The 18759-nt window shown below is 36.5% G+C and carries 18 protein-coding genes and 2 pseudogenes; 1 reads left to right on the forward strand and 19 read right to left on the reverse strand.

Annotation, left to right across the window (positions count from 1 at the left end; genetic code table 11):
• From FGL31_RS03220 to FGL31_RS03280, 13 genes and pseudogenes are all read right to left on the reverse strand, one after another.
• The gene (locus tag FGL31_RS03220; protein WP_138089677.1) at window positions 1–354 is read right to left on the reverse strand and encodes a GntR family transcriptional regulator; all 354 of its coding nucleotides are present in this window, start codon (window positions 352–354) and stop codon (window positions 1–3) included.
• A complete protein-coding gene (locus FGL31_RS03225) occupies window positions 355–1134 on the reverse strand; it encodes a hypothetical protein (protein WP_138089678.1) in 780 nt (259 codons plus the stop codon).
• On the reverse strand, window positions 1131–1949 hold the full coding sequence (locus FGL31_RS03230; RefSeq protein WP_138089679.1) for an ATP-binding cassette domain-containing protein: 819 nt from the start codon (window positions 1947–1949) through the stop codon (window positions 1131–1133). The genes FGL31_RS03225 and FGL31_RS03230 overlap by 4 nt, the downstream gene beginning before the upstream one ends.
• A 132-nt stretch (window positions 1950–2081) precedes the next feature.
• A complete protein-coding gene (locus FGL31_RS03235; protein WP_138089680.1) occupies window positions 2082–3668 on the reverse strand; it encodes a M28 family peptidase in 1587 nt (528 codons plus the stop codon).
• Between the two features lie 18 nt (window positions 3669–3686).
• Window positions 3687–4124, reverse strand: a complete 438-nt coding sequence (rpiB, locus tag FGL31_RS03240) for a ribose 5-phosphate isomerase B (protein ID WP_138089681.1) — start codon at window positions 4122–4124, stop codon at window positions 3687–3689.
• Window positions 4125–4130: 6 nt separating this feature from the next.
• Window positions 4131–5002 (reverse strand): annotated as a pseudogene (gene tatC, locus FGL31_RS03245) (twin-arginine translocase subunit TatC).
• A gap of 91 nt (window positions 5003–5093) precedes the next feature.
• On the reverse strand, window positions 5094–6455 hold the full coding sequence (accC, locus tag FGL31_RS03250) for an acetyl-CoA carboxylase biotin carboxylase subunit (RefSeq protein ID WP_099372018.1): 1362 nt from the start codon (window positions 6453–6455) through the stop codon (window positions 5094–5096).
• 67 nt (window positions 6456–6522) lie between these two features.
• A pseudogene (gene accB, locus FGL31_RS03255) lies at window positions 6523–7010 on the reverse strand (acetyl-CoA carboxylase biotin carboxyl carrier protein).
• 65 nt (window positions 7011–7075) lie between these two features.
• Window positions 7076–8065, reverse strand: a complete 990-nt coding sequence (locus FGL31_RS03260) for a beta-ketoacyl-ACP synthase III (protein ID WP_099372020.1) — start codon at window positions 8063–8065, stop codon at window positions 7076–7078.
• A gap of 5 nt (window positions 8066–8070) precedes the next feature.
• Entirely contained in the window at window positions 8071–9009 is a 939-nt protein-coding gene (plsX, locus tag FGL31_RS03265) for a phosphate acyltransferase PlsX (protein ID WP_138089682.1), read from the reverse strand.
• Window positions 9010–9113: 104 nt separating this feature from the next.
• Window positions 9114–9305, reverse strand: coding sequence for a 50S ribosomal protein L32 (gene rpmF / locus FGL31_RS03270; protein ID WP_093100719.1), 192 nt, complete (start codon window positions 9303–9305; stop codon window positions 9114–9116).
• Between the two features lie 15 nt (window positions 9306–9320).
• Window positions 9321–9860, reverse strand: a complete 540-nt coding sequence (locus tag FGL31_RS03275; RefSeq protein ID WP_099372022.1) for a YceD family protein — start codon at window positions 9858–9860, stop codon at window positions 9321–9323.
• Between the two features lie 74 nt (window positions 9861–9934).
• Window positions 9935–10585 carry an epoxyqueuosine reductase QueH gene (locus tag FGL31_RS03280; RefSeq protein WP_099372023.1) on the reverse strand — a complete coding sequence of 217 codons (651 nt, stop codon included), beginning with the start codon at window positions 10583–10585 and terminating at the stop codon, window positions 9935–9937.
• Window positions 10586–10711: 126 nt separating this feature from the next.
• Between FGL31_RS03280 and FGL31_RS03285 the strand changes: the two genes are divergently transcribed.
• Window positions 10712–11791: a hypothetical protein gene (locus FGL31_RS03285; RefSeq protein WP_138089683.1), complete on the forward strand. Its 1080-nt coding sequence runs from the start codon at window positions 10712–10714 to the stop codon at window positions 11789–11791.
• Window positions 11792–11826: 35 nt separating this feature from the next.
• Here the strand turns inward: FGL31_RS03285 and FGL31_RS03290 are convergent, their stop codons facing one another.
• The 6 genes from FGL31_RS03290 to FGL31_RS03315 all read right to left on the reverse strand — a co-directional run bounded on the left by FGL31_RS03290 (window position 11827) and on the right by FGL31_RS03315 (window position 18724).
• Window positions 11827–12687: a transglutaminase-like domain-containing protein gene (locus FGL31_RS03290; protein WP_317130953.1), complete on the reverse strand. Its 861-nt coding sequence runs from the start codon at window positions 12685–12687 to the stop codon at window positions 11827–11829.
• 47 nt (window positions 12688–12734) lie between these two features.
• Window positions 12735–13394 (reverse strand): ABC transporter ATP-binding protein, encoded by a 660-nt coding sequence (locus tag FGL31_RS03295; protein WP_138089684.1) that lies wholly within the window; start codon window positions 13392–13394, stop codon window positions 12735–12737.
• Window positions 13395–13803: 409 nt separating this feature from the next.
• Window positions 13804–15216 carry an ABC transporter permease gene (locus FGL31_RS03300; protein WP_138089685.1) on the reverse strand — a complete coding sequence of 471 codons (1413 nt, stop codon included), beginning with the start codon at window positions 15214–15216 and terminating at the stop codon, window positions 13804–13806.
• Entirely contained in the window at window positions 15210–16205 is a 996-nt protein-coding gene (locus FGL31_RS03305; RefSeq protein ID WP_138089686.1) for an ABC transporter permease, read from the reverse strand. The genes FGL31_RS03300 and FGL31_RS03305 overlap by 7 nt, the downstream gene beginning before the upstream one ends.
• Window positions 16206–16380: 175 nt before the next feature.
• Window positions 16381–16956, reverse strand: a complete 576-nt coding sequence (locus tag FGL31_RS03310) for an ABC transporter permease (RefSeq protein WP_232046231.1) — start codon at window positions 16954–16956, stop codon at window positions 16381–16383.
• Window positions 16925–18724 carry an ABC transporter permease gene (locus tag FGL31_RS03315; RefSeq protein WP_171017532.1) on the reverse strand — a complete coding sequence of 600 codons (1800 nt, stop codon included), beginning with the start codon at window positions 18722–18724 and terminating at the stop codon, window positions 16925–16927. The genes FGL31_RS03310 and FGL31_RS03315 overlap by 32 nt, the downstream gene beginning before the upstream one ends.
• Between the last annotated feature and the right edge of the window lie 35 nt (window positions 18725–18759).

An 18759-nucleotide genomic window follows, 5' to 3' on the forward strand; every position in this document is an offset into this window, starting at 1 on the left:
TTAGTTAGATTTATAGAGTTCGATTAATTCCTCGATACTGATGTTTAATAATTTTGCTGACTGAAAGAATTTTGGAGCCTCGACTTGCAAGAAGTTAGCTTTCTTTTCTTTCAGAATAATTTCAACGGCATTTTCTGCTACGAATAATCCTAGGCCACGTTTGTTGAAGATAATTTCATCTTGTTGTAGCTTGTCATAGGATCTCATGACCGTATTTGGATTAACTTCTACACTTGCGGCAAATTCTCTTACTGAAAGGATTTTTTCACCGATTGCCCATTCTCCAGTCAAGATTTTCTCCGTTACGATATCGATGATCTGTAAATAAATGGGTTTGTCTGATTCAAACTTCATCTAAACCTCCTTTTCCTTTAAAAAGTAATAAAATCCTATATAACAAAGAATGGTAGCTAATAATAGGGGACCCCAATCATAAAAATCGATATAGAATTGATTAGTTATCCGTTCTGAATATCCATTCCAGATCAATGATCTAATTGTGACACCTATAATTGCACCGAACACTATAAAAGCTGCAGAAATTAATAGGCTATATTTGCGGAAATATAATCCAGCAAATAAGCAAAATGGAAAGAAAAGGAAGATAAGGTATAGTTTCGTGAAAAAAACCAAGGTCCATTTTGAGTTATGAAAAACAGAATATTTGCTGATCTCAGTATATAATAAACCTTTTCTATCAAATGCTTCCAATATGTCATTCAAATACAACGTTTTTAAAATTGCTTCTATTGAAAAGTTCATTAATAAAATAAATAATGAGTTATAGAGCGCAATAATCAAAGTAATTATAATATATGAGGCAAGCTTCTGACCAGCACTAATCGGTAGCGTAAAGTCATAGGTTTTATAGAACAGATTAGGAATAAATAAAAGGTGCAAGAATGGGAGGAAAATAACAAGCGAAACCGTCCAGCTCATAAAGCTAATATTGGAAATGGATATAAGAGCATTGTCATCCAATTTAGCAGGTGAATTTTTAAGAAGGTCCCATATTTCTCCTGAAAAGAAAAATAGCCCTATTCCATATAATACCAATGCAAATAGTGGGATAGAAAATATGAGATATTTATGGGATGCAAAAATGCAGTTCAGATAATTAATTATTGGTTTCATAGTTCAATTGGTTTCGGGTTGTTAGTAAAAGCATTGAATAAAAACTCGATATCTAGTCTAGATTCCTCGCCGCTATTATTTTTCACTAGATAAAAGGGGCCAGCTAAATCATCTTGCACATACAGTGCATTTTCAGCATCTGAGGGAGATTTGCTAATCTTAAATTGATTGGATAACTGATAAATATTTTTATCCAACACCAAGCTTCCATTCTTCATGATGAGTAAATGATCCAGTAGTACATCTATATCCCTGATCTGATGCGTTGCAATCAAGAAAATTCTATTTTCATTAATATATTTTGAAAGCAGTTTTCTAAATATAGCTTTTGAGGGGATATCTAAGCCATTTGTAGGTTCATCCATTAAGAGCACGGCACTATTGCATGCTAATGCAAAAGAAAGGTGAACTTTACGGTGCTGTCCTAAGGACAAAGCTATCAGTTTGTTTTCGGTGGGGATACTGAACTCTTTGATACAGTCCAAAAATTGCTGATGGTCATATTTAGAATAAAATGCACCATATAATTTTCCGAATTGCTCAATCGCTAAATCTGGCAATTTACTGTGGTCAGGTAAAAAATAAACATCATTGAGGTATTCCGGGCAACGTTCTATACTTAAATGTCCATTGTATTCAATTGTTCCATCCTTTGGTAGTAACATGCCTACGATTAGTTTTAGAAATGTTGTCTTACCTTCTCCATTCAATCCCAACAACCCATATATATTTCCAGGTTGAAGGTCTGAATTGATATTCCAAAGGATATTCCTTTTTGGTTTATAATGATACGATAATGATTTTATGTTTAACATATCTCATGGCTTTAGTGTATTAATATGGTAGTACACTACAAATATATGCATGAGATTTTAATTTGCAAGAAAAATCAAAAAAAAGAAGCACTCTGTTTTAGAGTGCTTCTTTTTTATACGTTCTGCGAATGATTATTGAGCAGGAGCAGGAGTTTTATCTACCACTAATTTTTTATCTCTATTAGCGATTTCCCAAGCCGTATGGAAAACAAGTTTTTCACGTTTTACCATCATAGGGAAGTCGATTTTATCCACTGTATCATTTGGCGTGTGATAATCTGGGTGCAATCCAGAGAAGAAGAATATCACTGGAATTCCGTGCTTAGCCAAGTTGTATTGGTCAGAACGGTAATATATACGCATTGGGTCATTTGGATCGTCATACATATAATCCAATTCCATTTGCGTATATTCTTTATTTGCTTTTTCGTTGATTGCTTTTAATTCTGAGCTCAACATATCAGATCCAATTGCATGGATGTAATTATGGTTTCCTTCAAGGTGTTTATCATCGATACGACCGATCATATCCATATTCAAACAAGTCACTGTATTGCTCAATGGGAAGATAGGGTGTTGCGAGTAATAATTTGAACCCAATAAGCCTTTTTCTTCAGCAGCAAATGCCATGAATAGGATTGTTCTTCTTGGTCCTTTTCCGGCTTTTTTAGCAGCTGCGAATGCTTTAGCAACTTCCATTACACCTACCGTACCTGAACCATTATCATCTGCCCCTGGGAAGAAAGTTCCATCAGGAAGGATTCCATCATGGTCATAGTGACCTGAGATGATGACAACCTCATCCTTTAAATCTGTTCCTTCAATTACACCTAATACATTCGGGTCATTGAATTCTTCTTTTTTAACACCCATTTTAGCGTCTACAGAAGCTTTTACGTCAAAAGAATTTGGTTTACCTGTTGAATTGATGTTTTCTTTAACTTTCTCAATACTGGTATTTTTTGCGGCAAGGATTTGATTTGCGGTCTCTGTAGTGATATTCGCAACAGGGATTCCCATTGTCGGTTGATTTGTTTCTTCCTTGTTAGATCTAAGCGTAAATCTTCCACCTGTCAATCGATTTCCAAAACGTTCGATCATCTGTGCATTTTGGGAATTGACAGCCAAGATCATTGCAGGTTTTAATTTGCTAAGTTCTTGAATTCTTTTGAATCGGCTTGTTGACCAATCCGAAGGAGTGCTATTGCCAGAGATCAATGAATTCCCGTCTTTAGTAGGTTCACCTTCATTGATAACCAATACAATCTTACCAGCAATATCTAATCCTGTTAAATCATTGTATTTATCTGATTGGATTCCGTATCCTACGAATACGATATCAGAAGCTTTGAAATCTTGTAGATTGTTGTTTCCTTGTACAAAGAAGTCTTTACCATTGGTGAGCTTGTTGTTGTTAATGTTGAAATTTTCAACAACGTAAGAAGACCTTTCCAATTCTACAGGTTGGAAATAAGAACCGTTGACTGCTGGTTTAAGGCCAAGTTCTTTGAATACATTGGCGATATATTCCACAGTTTTTTTACCACCTTCTTGTCCAGTTCCACGTCCTTCAAATTCTTTTGATGCAAGAACAGTAAGATGTTTTTTTGCTGATTCTTCTGTAAGAAGATCTGCATATTTTTTCTGATTTGCCTGTTGTGCTACCGAACAGCTGAATAATGTTGGCAACAAAAAGGATAGAATAAGATATTTTTTCATTATTGATTTAATTGGTTTTTATGCACAAGAGATTTTATTCACACGGTTAGCATGACGTCCACCTTCAAACTCAGTAGTTAGGAACGTTCGTACAATTCGTTTTGTCAAGTCTAGGTCGATAAAACGAGCAGGAATACATACGATATTTGCATCATTATGCTGACGGGCAAGGGCTGATATTTCTTCGAGCCAACAGATTGCTGCGCGGATTCCTTGGTGTTTGTTAGCCGTAATAGCTACCCCATTTGCGCTTCCACAGATTAGGATACCTAATTCATTTTCTTTGTTTTCAACACTTGATGCTACTGGATGAGCAAAATCTGGGTAGTCCACAGAATCAGCAGTAGCAGGACCAAAATCCTGAACTGTATAACCCAGTTCATTTAAGAATGTGATTAATGTTGCTTTATATTCAACTCCAGCATGATCACTGCCAATTGCGATTTTTTTAGACATGATATTTTATTTTGTATTGTAAAATTCTTTTTCTGCTAATTCTTTTGATTTCTTGACATTCGCCGAAACCATAATACTCAGTTCATACAAGATGAACATTGGAGCACTTACGGTTAATAACGTAATAATATCTGCAGTAGGTGTAATGATTGCCGCAATTACCAAAATAATAACGATTGCATATCTACGGCTGGCACGCATAAATTCCGGCGTCATAATTCCAATCTTCGATAATATAAAGATCAGGATTGGCAACAAGAATATAATTCCACAACCTAATGTTAGGGTTGCAATAGTCGATAGATAGGAATCAATTGTAATTTGATTGGTGATTTCTTCACTCAATGATACGTTAGCAAGGAAGTTTACTGACAATGGTACTACTATGTAATAACCAAACAATGCCCAATGATAAAAAGCAATGTTGCGTAGAATACAAATCCTCTTGCAGACTTACGTTCTATATCTGTCAATGCAGGTTTTATGAACAGCCAGATTTCAAATAGGAGATAAGGGAATCCTAGCGCTACTGCCATTAAGAGACAGGAGTTGATTTGTAACATGAACTGACCTGCCAATTCGGTATTGATGATATTAAAAGGGATCTTTTCTACACAGAAACCTTCAAGATTTAATGCAGCTCCTACCTTACACATCATTCTATAGGTCCAAAAATCCAAGTTTTTTGGTCCCATAATGATTTGGTTAAAGACGAAATCGTAGAAAGTAAACGAAAGGATTGCAAATACGGTTATTGCAATAACAGAACGGATGATATGCCATCTCAGGATTTCAAGGTGATCGAAGAAAGACATTTCTGCTTCGATGTTTTTTCCTTTGTTCTTGATTGCTTCTATAAGTTTTATATTCTTGGACATGTATTTTCTATGCAGTATCTAAAATCGTAAGAAAACAAAAATACCATTCTTCGTGAGAAGAATGGCATGTTTTGTTTATGTAAAGTAAATTTTATACAACTTCCTCATCCGGATACTCCGTAAGGTCGAAAGTCTCCATGAATTTCGTTGTGAAATTACCTGCCCTAAAGTTAGGGTCACGCATTAAACGAAGGTGTAATGGGATTGTTGTTTTGACTCCTTCGATTACGAATTCACTTAATGCACGCTCCATCGTGTTGATTGCTTCTTCACGAGTTTGCGCTACACAGATCAATTTAGCGATCATAGAGTCGTAATTTGGAGGGATTGTATATCCAGAATAAACGTGCGTATCTACACGTACTCCATGTCCGCCTGGTGAGTGGAAATTGGTGATTTTACCTGGAGAAGGTCGGAAGTTGTTAAAAGGGTCTTCCGCGTTGATACGACATTCAATTGCATGCATGGTTGGCTCATAGCTTTTCCCTGATATCGGAATACCAGCAGCAACTTTTATTTGTTCTTTGATCAAGTCGAAGTTGATTACTTCTTCAGTTACCGGATGCTCAACTTGAATACGGGTATTCATTTCCATAAAATAGAAGTTGCGGTGTTTGTCTACCAAGAATTCGATAGTTCCAGCGCCTTCATATTTAACGGCTTTTGCTCCTAATATAGCTGCTTCACCCATTTTAGCACGCAATTCTGGTGTTATAAATGGAGATGGAGCTTCTTCGACTAATTTTTGATGTCTTCTTTGGATAGAACAGTCACGTTCAGAAAGGTGACAAACTGTTCCATATTGATCACCAATTACTTGGATTTCGATGTGGCGAGGGTCTTCGACATATTTTTCAAGGTACAAGCCATCGTTTCCGAAAGCTGCACTTGACTCTTGGCGTGCTGAATCCCAAGCTGGTTCAAATTCTTCATCTTTCCAAATGATACGCATACCTCTACCACCGCCTCCGGCTGTTGCTTTAAGGATAACAGGGTATCCCATTTCTTTAGCGATTTTGAGACCAGTTTTTACATCAGGTACAAGACCATCTGATCCTGGGATTGTTGGTACACCTGCTTTTTTCATGGTTTCTTTAGCCGATGCTTTGTCTCCCATTTTTTCGATCTGTTCAGCAGTAGCACCGATAAATTTGATGCCATATTCTGCACAGATAGCTGAGAATTTTGCGTTTTCGGACAAGAATCCATATCCAGGATGGATTGCATCAGCATTTGTTAATTCTGCTGCTGCAATAATATTTGGGATATTTAAATAAGAATCTTTACTAGCAGGAGGGCCGATACAAACCGCTTCATCCGCAAAGCGAACGTGTAAACTATCGCGATCTGCAGTAGAATATACTGCGACACTTTGAATTCCCATTTCCTTACAGGTACGGATAATACGAAGTGCAATCTCGCCTCTATTTGCAATTAATATTTTTTTGAACATAATACTGTATGATATAACACTTTATCTCTTAGGACAATAAAAAAAGTTTCTGGAGTACTTCCTGAAACTAGCTAGGGTCTACTAAGAATAAAGGTTGGTCGTATTCTACAGGTTGTGCATCATTTACTAAAATCTTCACGATTTTACCAGATACTTCAGATTCGATCTCGTTAAACAATTTCATTGCTTCAACAATACAGATTACTTTTCCTGGCGTTACTTCATCACCTACGTTAACGAAAGATGCTTTATCTGGACCTGGAGAACGGTAGAATGTACCAATGATCGGAGATTTTATTGTAATGTATTTAGCGTTATCGTCAGCAGCCGGTGCTTGTGCAGCTGGAGCTGCGGCTACAGGTGCTGGAGCCGATGCAACAGGAGCTGCTGCAGGGATTGCCTGTGCAGTTGGAATTGTTGCAGTTACATAAGTGGGCTCTTGATTCGTTTTTTATTGTAATTTTTAAAATCTTTCTCTTCGATTGATACTTCATTCACACCCGATTTAGAAACGAATTTAATCAGATCTTGAATTTGTTTAATATCCATACTCATATGCTAGTAGGTTTGTTTAATAATTTTAAAAAATAAATAGCTATAAAGGTAATAAAAAATACGTATTAGTAAGCCCATCTTAAATAAACGGATCCCCAAGTGAATCCACCACCAAATGCGGCTAAGATCAGGTTGTCGCCTTTTTTAAGTTGGCTTTCCCATTCCCATAAGCATAGTGGGATTGTTCCACTAGTTGTATTTCCATATTTTTGGATGTTTACCATTACTTTTTCTTCTGGCAATCCAGCACGTTCAGCAGTTGCATCAATAATTCTTTTATTGGCTTGGTGAGGTACTAACCAATTAACATCATCAGATGTCAATTTGTTTCGTTCCATCACTTCGACAGCTACATCAGCCATATTGGTTACTGCAAATTTAAATACGGTACGTCCTTCTTGGTATGCGTAGTGCAATCCTGCGTCTACTGTTGCATGGGATGCAGGATTTAATGATCCTCCACCTTTGATGTTTAGGTATTGTCCACCCGAACCGTCAGTTTTTAGGATAGAATCAATTACGCCATTTCCTTCAGTGTTTGGTTCCAAAAGAACAGCACCACAACCATCACCAAAAAGTATACATGTATTTCTATCTTGATAGTTTACTACTGCGGACATTTTGTCTCCACCGACTACCAATACTTTTTTATGTTTTCCCGACTCAATGAATTGTGCTCCGGTTGTTAATCCGAAAAGGAATCCAGAACAAGCAGCTTGCAAATCGTATCCCCAAGCTTTTGTTGCGCCAATTTTATCGGCTAAGATGTTTGCTGTAGCAGGGAACAACATATCAGGGGTACTTGTACAAAAGATAATCAGGTCAATTTCTTCGGCTGATATGCCTCTTTTTTCCAATAACCCTTTTACTGCCGGCACTGCTAGGTCAGAAGTTGCTTTTCCGGGATCTTTTAATATTCTTCTCTCACGAATTCCTGTACGGGTTACGATCCATTCATCATTGGTGTCCACCATAGTTTCCAACTCTTTGTTGGTAAGGATATAGTCCGGAACGTAACCATTTACTGCAGTAATAGCTGCGTGAATTTTAGACATATTTTTTAATTAAAAGCAGATTTGATTTTCTCAATGAATTTTGATGCGATCATATCTCTTGACAGTAATACCATATTTTTAATAGCCTCTGGACTTGATATTCCATGGCCGATAATCACAGGAGCATTTACTCCTAAGATTGGGCTTCCACCGTACTGCTCGTAATTGAATCTATCGAAGAATTGGTCTTTGAACCCTTTCTTCAATGTTACCACATAAAATGACTCCGCAAGTTTGAGTACGACATTTCCTGTGTATCCATCGCATACAATTACATCGGCATGATCACTGAATAGATCACGACCTTCTGCATTTCCGATAAAGTTGATTTTGTTGTTTTCTTTTAATAGGGGGTAGGTAGCGATGGTGAGGTTGTTTCCTTTTTCTTCTTCTTCGCCGATGTTCAGTAGTCCGACTTTCGGAGAAGGGATGCCGTATACATGTTCTGCATATAGGCTTCCTAGGATTGCAAATTGGTTCAGCATTTCTGGTTTACAGTCTGCATTAGCTCCAACGTCCAATAGGATTCCGAATCCGTCTTTTAACTTAGGGACATTAGTTGCTATTGCTGGGCGAATAACCCCTGGAATTGTTTTAACGCTGAACATAGCGCCAACCAGCATGGCACCTGTGTTACCTGCAGATGAGAAAGAATCTATCTCTCCTGCTTTCAATAAGTCAAATCCCTTCGCAATGGAAGAGTTCGGTTTTTGGCTGATTGCTTTTGTGGGATGTTCGTGCATGCTGATATTATCAGGAGCATGAACATAGTCAAATTTTGAGGGGTCAGATCCAGCATCGGCAATGGCTTTTTTGTTAGCTTCTTCATCGCCAAATAGAACGATTCTTTGGGAATCATCCAACTGTTTTTGAGCTTCAATTGCTCCTTTGATGTTACAATCTGGAGCAAAATCTCCCCCCAACACGTCTAATCCAATCTTCATTCGTTATTATTTATATTATTCAATAATACGCAAAAAACATCCCAAGTGAAAGTTAATAATATAAAATATTATACTTTTTTGGGATGTTTTCAATAAAGATGTCTTTAGACAGCAGCGGTATTCTCAATAATTAATTTACCGTTGTAGTATAAGTTGCCGTCTACTGTATATGCGTGGTGAGGTCTATGCACCGCGCCAGTTTCTTTACAAACAGTTAAGCTAGGTAATTCCGCTTTATAGTGTGTTCTTCTCTTGTCTCTTCTAGATTTAGAAGTTTTACGTTTTGGATGTGCCATCTCGTATTTTTTGTTTTAGTTATTTTTAATATTCTTCAATGCTTCCCAACGAGGGTCAATGTTCTCTTCATTGTCCTCCTCAGACGAGCTGATTTCTTCGTTTTGTATTCTTCCCAACATTTCGGGGTCACACTCGATCCCGTCTCCATTTTCACTGCACTTAGGGTAAGGCGGCACTGCCACATTGATATACTCATAGAGTAATGGGGCAATGTCCAATTCATAGTCGCTTTTGGAAAGGGTGATGACTTCTTCTGTGTCCTCGTTCCAATCTTCATCGCTGAATTTTACCAAAGCACGTTCCTTAATATGAACTGGAGAATCAAATGTTGACAGGCATACATCGCAGGTAAGTTTTATAGTACCTTGAATGTCGAAATGAGCTATCAACATGTTTTCCTGTTTCTGTAGTTCAACAACTGCTTTTAAGTTGCCGTCCTGCACTAAGGAATGTTCGTAACATGCAAAGAACTTCTCGTCGATTTCAAAGTCAAAACTGTGCTTACCTGTTGAAAGACCTGAAAAGGGTATTCTGTATTTTTTTAGATACTTCACAATCTTGCATTTGAGCCTGCAAAAGTAATGATTAATTAAGTATAAATGAAATTTATTTTAAAAAATCGTGTAGGCTATTCGTAATAATTTTTTCCTAATTCAATTTTTGGGCGGTCGTTGGCCATTCTCCACTTATTGGTGTCTCTTAAGGAGTATGCACAGCCACAATATTCTTGCATATAGAATTTTTCTTTTTTGCTGATTTCGAGCATCCTTGCAGATCCACCTTTTTTGCGCCAATTGAATGTCCAATATTCCATGTTGGGAAATCTTGAAGCTGCTCTCAAGCCGCAGTCATTGATCTGCTCCATATTTTTCCAACGAGAAATTCCCAAAGAACTTGAGATGACGTCGAATCCATTGGCATCGGCATACTCTGCTGTTTTTTCAAACCTCATGTCAAAGCACATGGTACATCGGATTCCTTTTTCAGGTTCATGCTCCATGCCTTTAGCCAATTCAAACCAATGATCTACATCATAGTCGGCATCGATAAATGGGATGTTGTGTTTTTCAGCAAAACGGATGTTTTCTTCTTTCCTGAGATCGTACTCTTTTCGTGGGTGGATGTTAGGATTATAGAAATAGATGGTAAATTCTATGTCTGAAGCAATCAACGCCTCCATAACCTCACCGGAACAGGGAGCACAGCAGGAGTGAAGCAAAAGCTTTTTCCCTTGGTTGGGTAATTCCAACTTCTCTCTTACAAATTCTTTGTTCTCCATTGCTTTATGTTCTATACTGCAATTTTACGTAAAACCATTTATTTAATCAACTTTAACACTTCTTAAAGACTTGGGGCATCGTCTGCAAACGATAATTTTATACATTTGTAATAAATTAATTGTTTTATGAAACTAAGGTACCTGTTTGCTTTACTTGCTGTTGTCACCCTAATGGGATTCTATTCCTGTGAAAAGGATGACGATGAACCCCCTGTGAATAAATCTATTTCCAGATTATATATATCCTATTCAGATTTTAATCCAAATACTAGCCAGACGAAGTTTAATAATGTTGCTCTATTACCATTTTCCGATGACTCTTCAAAAATGGATTTAGGTTTGCAAACTTTTACTTCCAATGCTAAGGGTGGTAGATCCATTTATTTTAATCCAAGTGCACAACTAGTTTTTCAAGGTTCCGATTATTATTTAGCTGCCGATACGTTTATTTATAAGCTTGGAGTAGGAGAAACTGGGGTTCTAAATGATAAAGCAAGTATTCCGCAAAATAGATTAACAAATGTAAGAGGAATGGTTTTTCATCCTAGTTTGGATAAATTATATGCTATTAATATTCGTCCGGATTCATCAATGTTGTATGTAATGGATAGACCGAGAGGTTTAACCAGTTCTCAACGAATGGGGCAACAATTTAAATTCAATGAAAATGCAGATTATTGGGATGTTACCATTGTTAAACATGGACTTGTTGTCAGTAAGAGTGGTACAAATGGAGGCATTGAAATTTATGATGATTTAATTATTTCAAGGGATTCGACAATTAACTCTAGGAATCCATCGAAAATTCTGACAGTAGCCAATGCTAATAATATTCAGGGCATGTCAGTGGATACCGTAAACAATATGCTTGCACTTACTGATTTTGTGGATAATGGGGCAGCATCTGTGGGGAGAATTTTGATATTTGACGATTATAGTGCCATTAGCCAGGCAACTGGAACAATTACTCCAACGAGAATTATTACTGGAGTAAATACGAAGCTTAAACAGCCTATAGACGTAGAACTTGATTTCAGGAAAGACAGTAAATATGTCTATGTAGCAGACAAAGAATCTAAGGCAGTGTACCGGTTTTTAAAAACTGACAATGGCAATGTTGCCCCGAATGGTACTTATGAACATAAACAATCAGGGGTAAACCGAGTCTTTACACCGGCAGGAATTTCCTTGGATGCCAGGAATTAAGTGCTTTAAAATATTATTAATTGTGGAAGACGAGGTTACATAATCTCGTCTTCTTCTATTAAGGACAACAGGGTTTCAACCTCTAATTTCTTTTCAGCATTGTCTACATGTTCGTAGGCGGCTATTAGATTTCTCAATACTCTTTTAATGATGGCTATATTGTCACATGGCAAGGTGTATGCATCAGATAATGGCAGGTTGAGTTGCCTTAAGAAAGCATATATATCTTCTTCGCGCATAATCTGTCCACGGTTGAACACATTAATATAAAACTGGACTTTCTCTTGGTTATCAGGATCCACGTATGCCAGCACAAAATGTTTTGGCAAGTTGACCCCATAAATAGGGATATCAAGTTTTTGAGCTACTAAAGCGTAGATACAGGCTAAACTGATTGGGTTTCCTTTTTTTGTTTCCAGTACTTTGTGGATAAATGAATTTTGAGGGTCATGGTAATTTGATGTATTCCCAGAAAGTCCAAATTCCCTAAAAAGGATATTATTGAGCAATTTCACCTTTTCTACAGGGCTCATATCATACATAAGATGATACCAGGCATTTCTCCGAAGTTCGGCCAGCTGGTAATATACCTGCTCTTCGTGTAGGTTCGGGTACTGATATCTATTGGTGATTAATAGGCCTTCCAATAAATCTTCAGAATTGTTGAGTTTCCAAAGTTGTAAGTCATTTTTAACTTGATCATATTGGATTTTATGAATGATATTCTCAATTCGGCTTTGAGAAAGGGGGTCAAAGGAAGACTCCCACGAGTGTTCCAATAAAGGTATTACTTCTGGTCCACAGGTGATTAGTTTGTGCTCGATCTCCTGAAAAATCTCCCCGTCGGGATCATCCAAAAGAAAGATGAGTGCCTTTATTTCTTTTTCATTCACCATGAAATTTACGAAATAAAAGGCAATCCCAAAAATCCTTGTCGATAATATTACTTTAATTGTCCATCCAACATATTAATGATGGATTTACCATATTCCGCATTTTTCTCTGAGTGGGTAACCTGAATAATGGTCATTCCTTCCTCGTTCAATTGTTTGAAGAGTTCCATAATTTCTTCACCTTGTTTAGAATTTAGGTTTCCAGTAGGTTCATCGGCCAACAAAAGTCTTGGCGATCCTGCCAAAGCACGGGCAATACCGACGACCTGTTGTTGTCCCCCCGATAGTTGAGCTGGGAACAAATCCTTCTTGCCAACAATATTAAAGCGGTCTAACATATCAGAAACAATGCTCTTGCGTTCAGAAGAGGAAAGGTTTTTATAAATCAGAGGGGTCTCAATGTTTTCATAAACAGTCAACTCGTCGATTAAGTGGTAAGATTGAAAGACATATCCGATATGAGATTGAAACAATTGCGATCTTTTTTTGGCTTTCATCTTTAACACATCTTCATCCATGAAGAAATAGGAGCCTTCGTCGGGTTCATCCAGCATCCCGATGACATTCAGCAAAGTTGATTTCCCGGAACCTGATGGCCCCATAATCGATACAAAATCACCTTCCGCAATTTCGAGGTTTATGTCCTTCAGAATAAATGATTTGGTGCCTCCCACGTTGTACCATTTGAAAATGTGCTCTAATTTTATCATGTTGTTAATTTGGTCTTATCTATGGATTCTAATTTAACTTTTTTAATTAATCTTTAAATCATTAAATGGATTGCATTTCCAGTAAGAATTTAATGGTCTTTGGGATTGAAAAATACAATCTGCTTGCCATTAATGTAATTTATTGGAATTCAAGCAGATGGTTTAATGTTTTTGTTTTGGAATGTTCGGATTCGAACAGTTTTTGTTCGGTAGTGGACGGTGAGGCTGGGCATTCTTGAGGTTCTGGTTGGGGGGACACCAACCAGGGCGGTGGTTTCTGGTTGATGGGGACACCTACCAGGGAGGTAATACTTGTTTGTTGGAACACCTACCAGGGAGGTAATACTTGTTGGTTGGGACACCTACCAAGGCGATGTTTCGCCGTTGGCGGTGTCTCGCGGCAACTTACTCATTCGTCTCTTAGGCTATCGACAGGATTTTCTTTTGCTCCTTTGATAGCTTGATAACTGATCGTTAGTAATATTATTCCAAAAACAATAACTGCTGCAAAAGCAAAATACCACCATTGAATTTCGATATGGTATGCAAAATTGTTCAACCAGCTTCTGATCATTAGAAAAGCTAAAGGAATAGCGAATAAGCAAGCTATACCGAAGATCTTAAAAAAAGGTTTATTAAGTTGGAAAAAGATAGCATTAATTGAGGCTCCAAGAACTTTGCGAACGCTCATTTCTTTTCGTTTTACAGTTACCTGAAATGCGGACATACTGAATAATCCCAGGGCAGCAATGATAACAGCGATTATACTGAAGATATTGAAGGCAGACTGCATTTCTTCTTGTTTTGCATGGAGACTGGCATATTGTTGATCCATAAATCTATAATCCAGCGGCAAGTCTTTCGATAGTTCATTTTTTTGCCATTCCTTTTCAACAATTTTGATTGCCTGATCTGCCATTCCTGATGCGGTTTTGACCATTAAAGTGATCTTAAACCTTCTTTGGCCACATTCATTCTTATAACTATAGACAGTAGGAGCCACCTTATTTTCAAAACCATAAGATTTACTGTCTTTTACGACAGCAATAATTTCAAAATTGACGTCACATCCAGCTATTTTCGCACCTATTGGATTAGTTAAACCTAAAGATTTTGCAGCACTTTCATTGATGACTGCATAGTTAGACAAGCTGTCTTTCAGAATCTGGGCCAAGGAGATGTTTTCTTCGCCGGCTATCTTTTCAATCTTCAGTGTTTCGAAATATCGAGGATCGATTCCAATATGTTCCATATCAAATTTTGCTGAGTTTGATAAGAATTCCTTTTTTGGTGGTCTTTCTCCGTAGCCAGGGACATTTGTGGCTGATGTTGCAGATACGATACTTGGATCATTCATCAGTCTTTTTTGAAAATCCTCGAAATTCCCACCTATTGCTCCATTATAATAAAGACCAATACCATTAAAACTGATGATCTGTTCTGGTTCAAATCCTTTATCTGTATCCCGAATATATTTTATTTGTTGCTGTACGACCAACATTCCAACAATAAATACGATCGCAAAGACTACTTGAAATGTCAATAATGCATTTCGAAAGGTGAATTTTTGAGCGGTCTTTGTAAAACTTCCTTTTAAAAGATGAATAGTTTTGTATCCTGAAAGTACGATTGCAGGATAAATTCCTGACAGTAGGGTGGTTGCAACTACAGCTAAGGAAAGTTGAAATAATGTTTTATGGGAGAACAAGTAGTTTTTTAAATCATCATTGAACCATTTCTGCAATATGTTTCCAGAGATTGCCAAAGCAATTAGACTTAATGATGCGGCAATAACCGTTAAAATCAGAACTTCTATCAACAATTGACTGATAATAGCAAGCCTACTGCTTCCCAGGATTTTTTGATCGCCAATTCCTTTACTCTTTGATCCGCTTGTGCCATAATCATATTGGCAAAATTTGCTGAAGCAAGAACCAAAATAATAGTCGATAGAATACCTATGATCCAAACTATTAAGTAAGGGGTATTGGATCCAGCTTTTGGCTGTAAATGTAGATTGGCAAGCGGATCTATATAAATACTTCCTTTGGCGAATGCGGAAGATCTCACTCGGTCATTGTTCGCTATTTTATTTTGATATAAATTATTTATTTTTTCCTGTAATGCTTCAATATTTGCATTTTCTTTTACTTGTATAAATGTTTGATAGGTAAATGGGTTTCCATCTGCCTTTTCATCTCCAATTTCTTTGATAAATATAAAGTCATAATCTATCATTGACATTTTGCGTTCTTGAATAATTCCATAGATGGTTTCTTCCATCCCAGAATTTACAGCCAACATGGGGAGTTTTTTAGGTTCATTGAATGCTAAGTCCCCAGGTTTGAATAAGAGTTTAGCATCTCTTTCATTTACTAAAGTTGCTTCCTTTTGGTCCTTTGATTTGAAAAGGGGGCCATTTTGACTTTTGACTTGAAAAATTTCTGCGGCAGAAGAATCCAGAAGAGCGGCAGTTTTCATGTAAACAGTCGTTTCTCCAAAGATTGGATATCCACCGTAAGGATAGATCAATCTTCTACCTGCCAATTCCACCTCTGGAAAATTCTCTTTGATCAATGGAGCTAGAGAAGGTGGTGTTTCTTGCGTAAAAGCTCCATCCGATTCCAGTCCGATTTGATAGATTTTATCATAATTAGGATTCCATTTATCATAGCTGGTTTCTCTGTTGATATATTGGTAGGAGAGAATAAATCCAGTAAACCCTAAGGTCAAACCTAGAATATTAAGGATAGAAAATGTTTTGTTTTTCCAAAGGTTTCTCCAAGCTATTTTCCAATCGTTTTTTATCATATTGTAGATTTTATGTTTTTTAATTTCAATTTCTGGTTGGTGGGGACACCAACCAGGGTGGTGTTTTCGCTGCGGCCGACCTCAGTGTTTACCATTGCTGGGCATTCTTGACGTCCTGGTTGGTTGGGACACCTACCAAGGCGATGTTTCGCTGTTGGCGGTGTCTCGCGGCAACTTACTCTTCCCTCAAGCTGTCCACTGGATTCTCCAAGGCAGCCTTTATGGTCTGAATATTAACAGTGATTAATGTTGTCAACAAGATTATTAGGCCACTAACTCCAAAAAACCACCATTGAACTTCTGTTTTATAGGCAAAGTCTTCAAGCCATTTATTTGCTAAATACCATGCAATAGGTGAGGAAAGGATGATGGAAAAAAGAATCATCATTATATATTCTTTACCAAAAAGGTTAGAAATATTACTAATAGATGCACCCAATACTTTGCGTATTCCAATTTCTTTAGTTCTTTGTTCAACACTTTGAAGAATCAAGCCAGTTACCCCCAATGCTGAAATAAACAATGCAAGGACTGAGAAAAATGTGAAAAGTTGAGCTTGTTTGGTTTCTTTTTGATAATTTTTAGCTTCTAGCTCATCAACCCATTCATAGTTTATATATTTATCTGGAAAGAATTTTTTCATGACAACTCCAATACCATGATTTGCGGACTTTACCTGTCCTTCTTTTATCTTGATTAAAATATTGCCGTATTCTTGATTACTTTGAGCGAGGATTACAGTAGGTTTCATTTTTTTCATGAAATGATTCACTATGGAAATCTTCAACTATACCAACAGGTATTGTATCTAAGCCTTTATACGGAATACCCAAAGTTTTAATTCCAAGTGTTTTTGCAGTGCTTCTTGTAATTAGTGCATTGTTTACTTCATCCCCTTCGTATTGAGGATTTGGTTTTGGATATCCATAATAATCTGATTCCCTCAAGAGCCTTCCTTCAATTAGTTTAATATCCAACATCGGGACTAGATCTTTATCACCACCAATAAAATTTACCATAATTTTTTGATCAGGATTATCTTTGTTATCTACATTTCGACTAAAAAAACCAGGTGCCATATACGGCCTCCAACCTGCAATACTTACATTTTCAATCGCAGGTTTTTTAAGAAGCTCATTTTTGATCGAGTTTGAATTTTCGGATAGGTATAGGGATTTTATGTTTAAAAGATTTTCTGTGTTTAAGCCTTTTGGGGAATTTTGTATCAAATTCATTTGCGACTTCATCGTGATCAAGCCAAAGATTACAATGAGTGAAATACAAAATTGAACAATGATAAGTGTCCTTTTCGTCCAAACTTCAGAATTTGAGACTTTGGAAATTTTATTTTTTAATGCCTGTGCCGGTTTTATATTGGAAATAATCAAGGCTGGATAAAGCCCAATAATACCTCCTAAAAGTATGACCGCAATAAGAAATGAGAATATGATTGTTGGGAATATTTCATGGGTGTAAACCAATTTAAAATTTAAGAATAATTCCAACGGAGAGATTGCCAATAAATAAATTATGATACTTAGAATAGCAGAAAATAAGAAGATAATTTGAGTTTCAATCAGCAATATTTTAATTAGGAAAAACCTATTTGCTCCCATTATTTTATGAAGATTAAAGCTCTTTATCTTTTTTATGGTTCTGACAGCATACAGATTGATAAAATTTATACTTGAAATAATGAGAACTAGGATTGCTATTCCCATAATAATAGTGCTTGACCTTTTATTACCACTTATTGACGATTGGGCAAGCGGATTCATGTACACTTCCTGTAGTGGTTGAAATCTAAAAGTATAATTGGTAACTGCTGAATCATTTAAAAAATCTTTATACCAACTATTTACTTTTTTAGTAAATTCATTAATATCAGTGTTAGGTTTCAATGAAATATATTGATCCTGATAATAACCATCTCCATTTTTTGAAAGTTCTCGTTTCATTACTGAAGAAAATGTTATTACTGACGATCTTAATGTAGAATTATATGGCAACTTTTTAAAAACTCCAGTGATTATAAAATCGATCATTTCATTTTTATCTAGTAGTGGATCTGAAGTCTTGATGATTTTACCTATGACATTTTCATCTTTGAAATATTTTTCTTTGAATTCCTGATCTATCATTATATTTCTCTTTCCAGCTACAGTTTCCAGAGGCTTTCCTTCAAGGATTTCAAAGTCCAAAATATCAAATGCTTCTTTATGTAAAAAAAGAGAATTTATTTGTACAGTTTCGTCGTTATCAAGTTTTAAAAAAATATTTCTAGGAAATATGGCAGAGGAAGCTTCAACTTCTGGAAATTGTCTTTTTAATTCTAAACCTAGATTAGCAAAGGCTTGAGGAATTTCTCCCTCTATTCCTTTTGTATTTTCTATCGTATTTATCCTATAGATTCGACCTGCTTTTGACCAACTTTTATCATAGGAATTTTCCTCAATCACTACCGAAAAAACCAATAGACACAGGGTAAAAGCCAAGGTTAATCCAAGGATATTGATCAATGAATAGGATTTATTCTTCTGTATGTTTCTAAATG

It is taken from the genome of Sphingobacterium daejeonense (assembly GCF_901472535.1).
In the GTDB taxonomy this organism is placed as follows: Bacteria; Bacteroidota; Bacteroidia; order Sphingobacteriales; family Sphingobacteriaceae; genus Sphingobacterium; species Sphingobacterium daejeonense.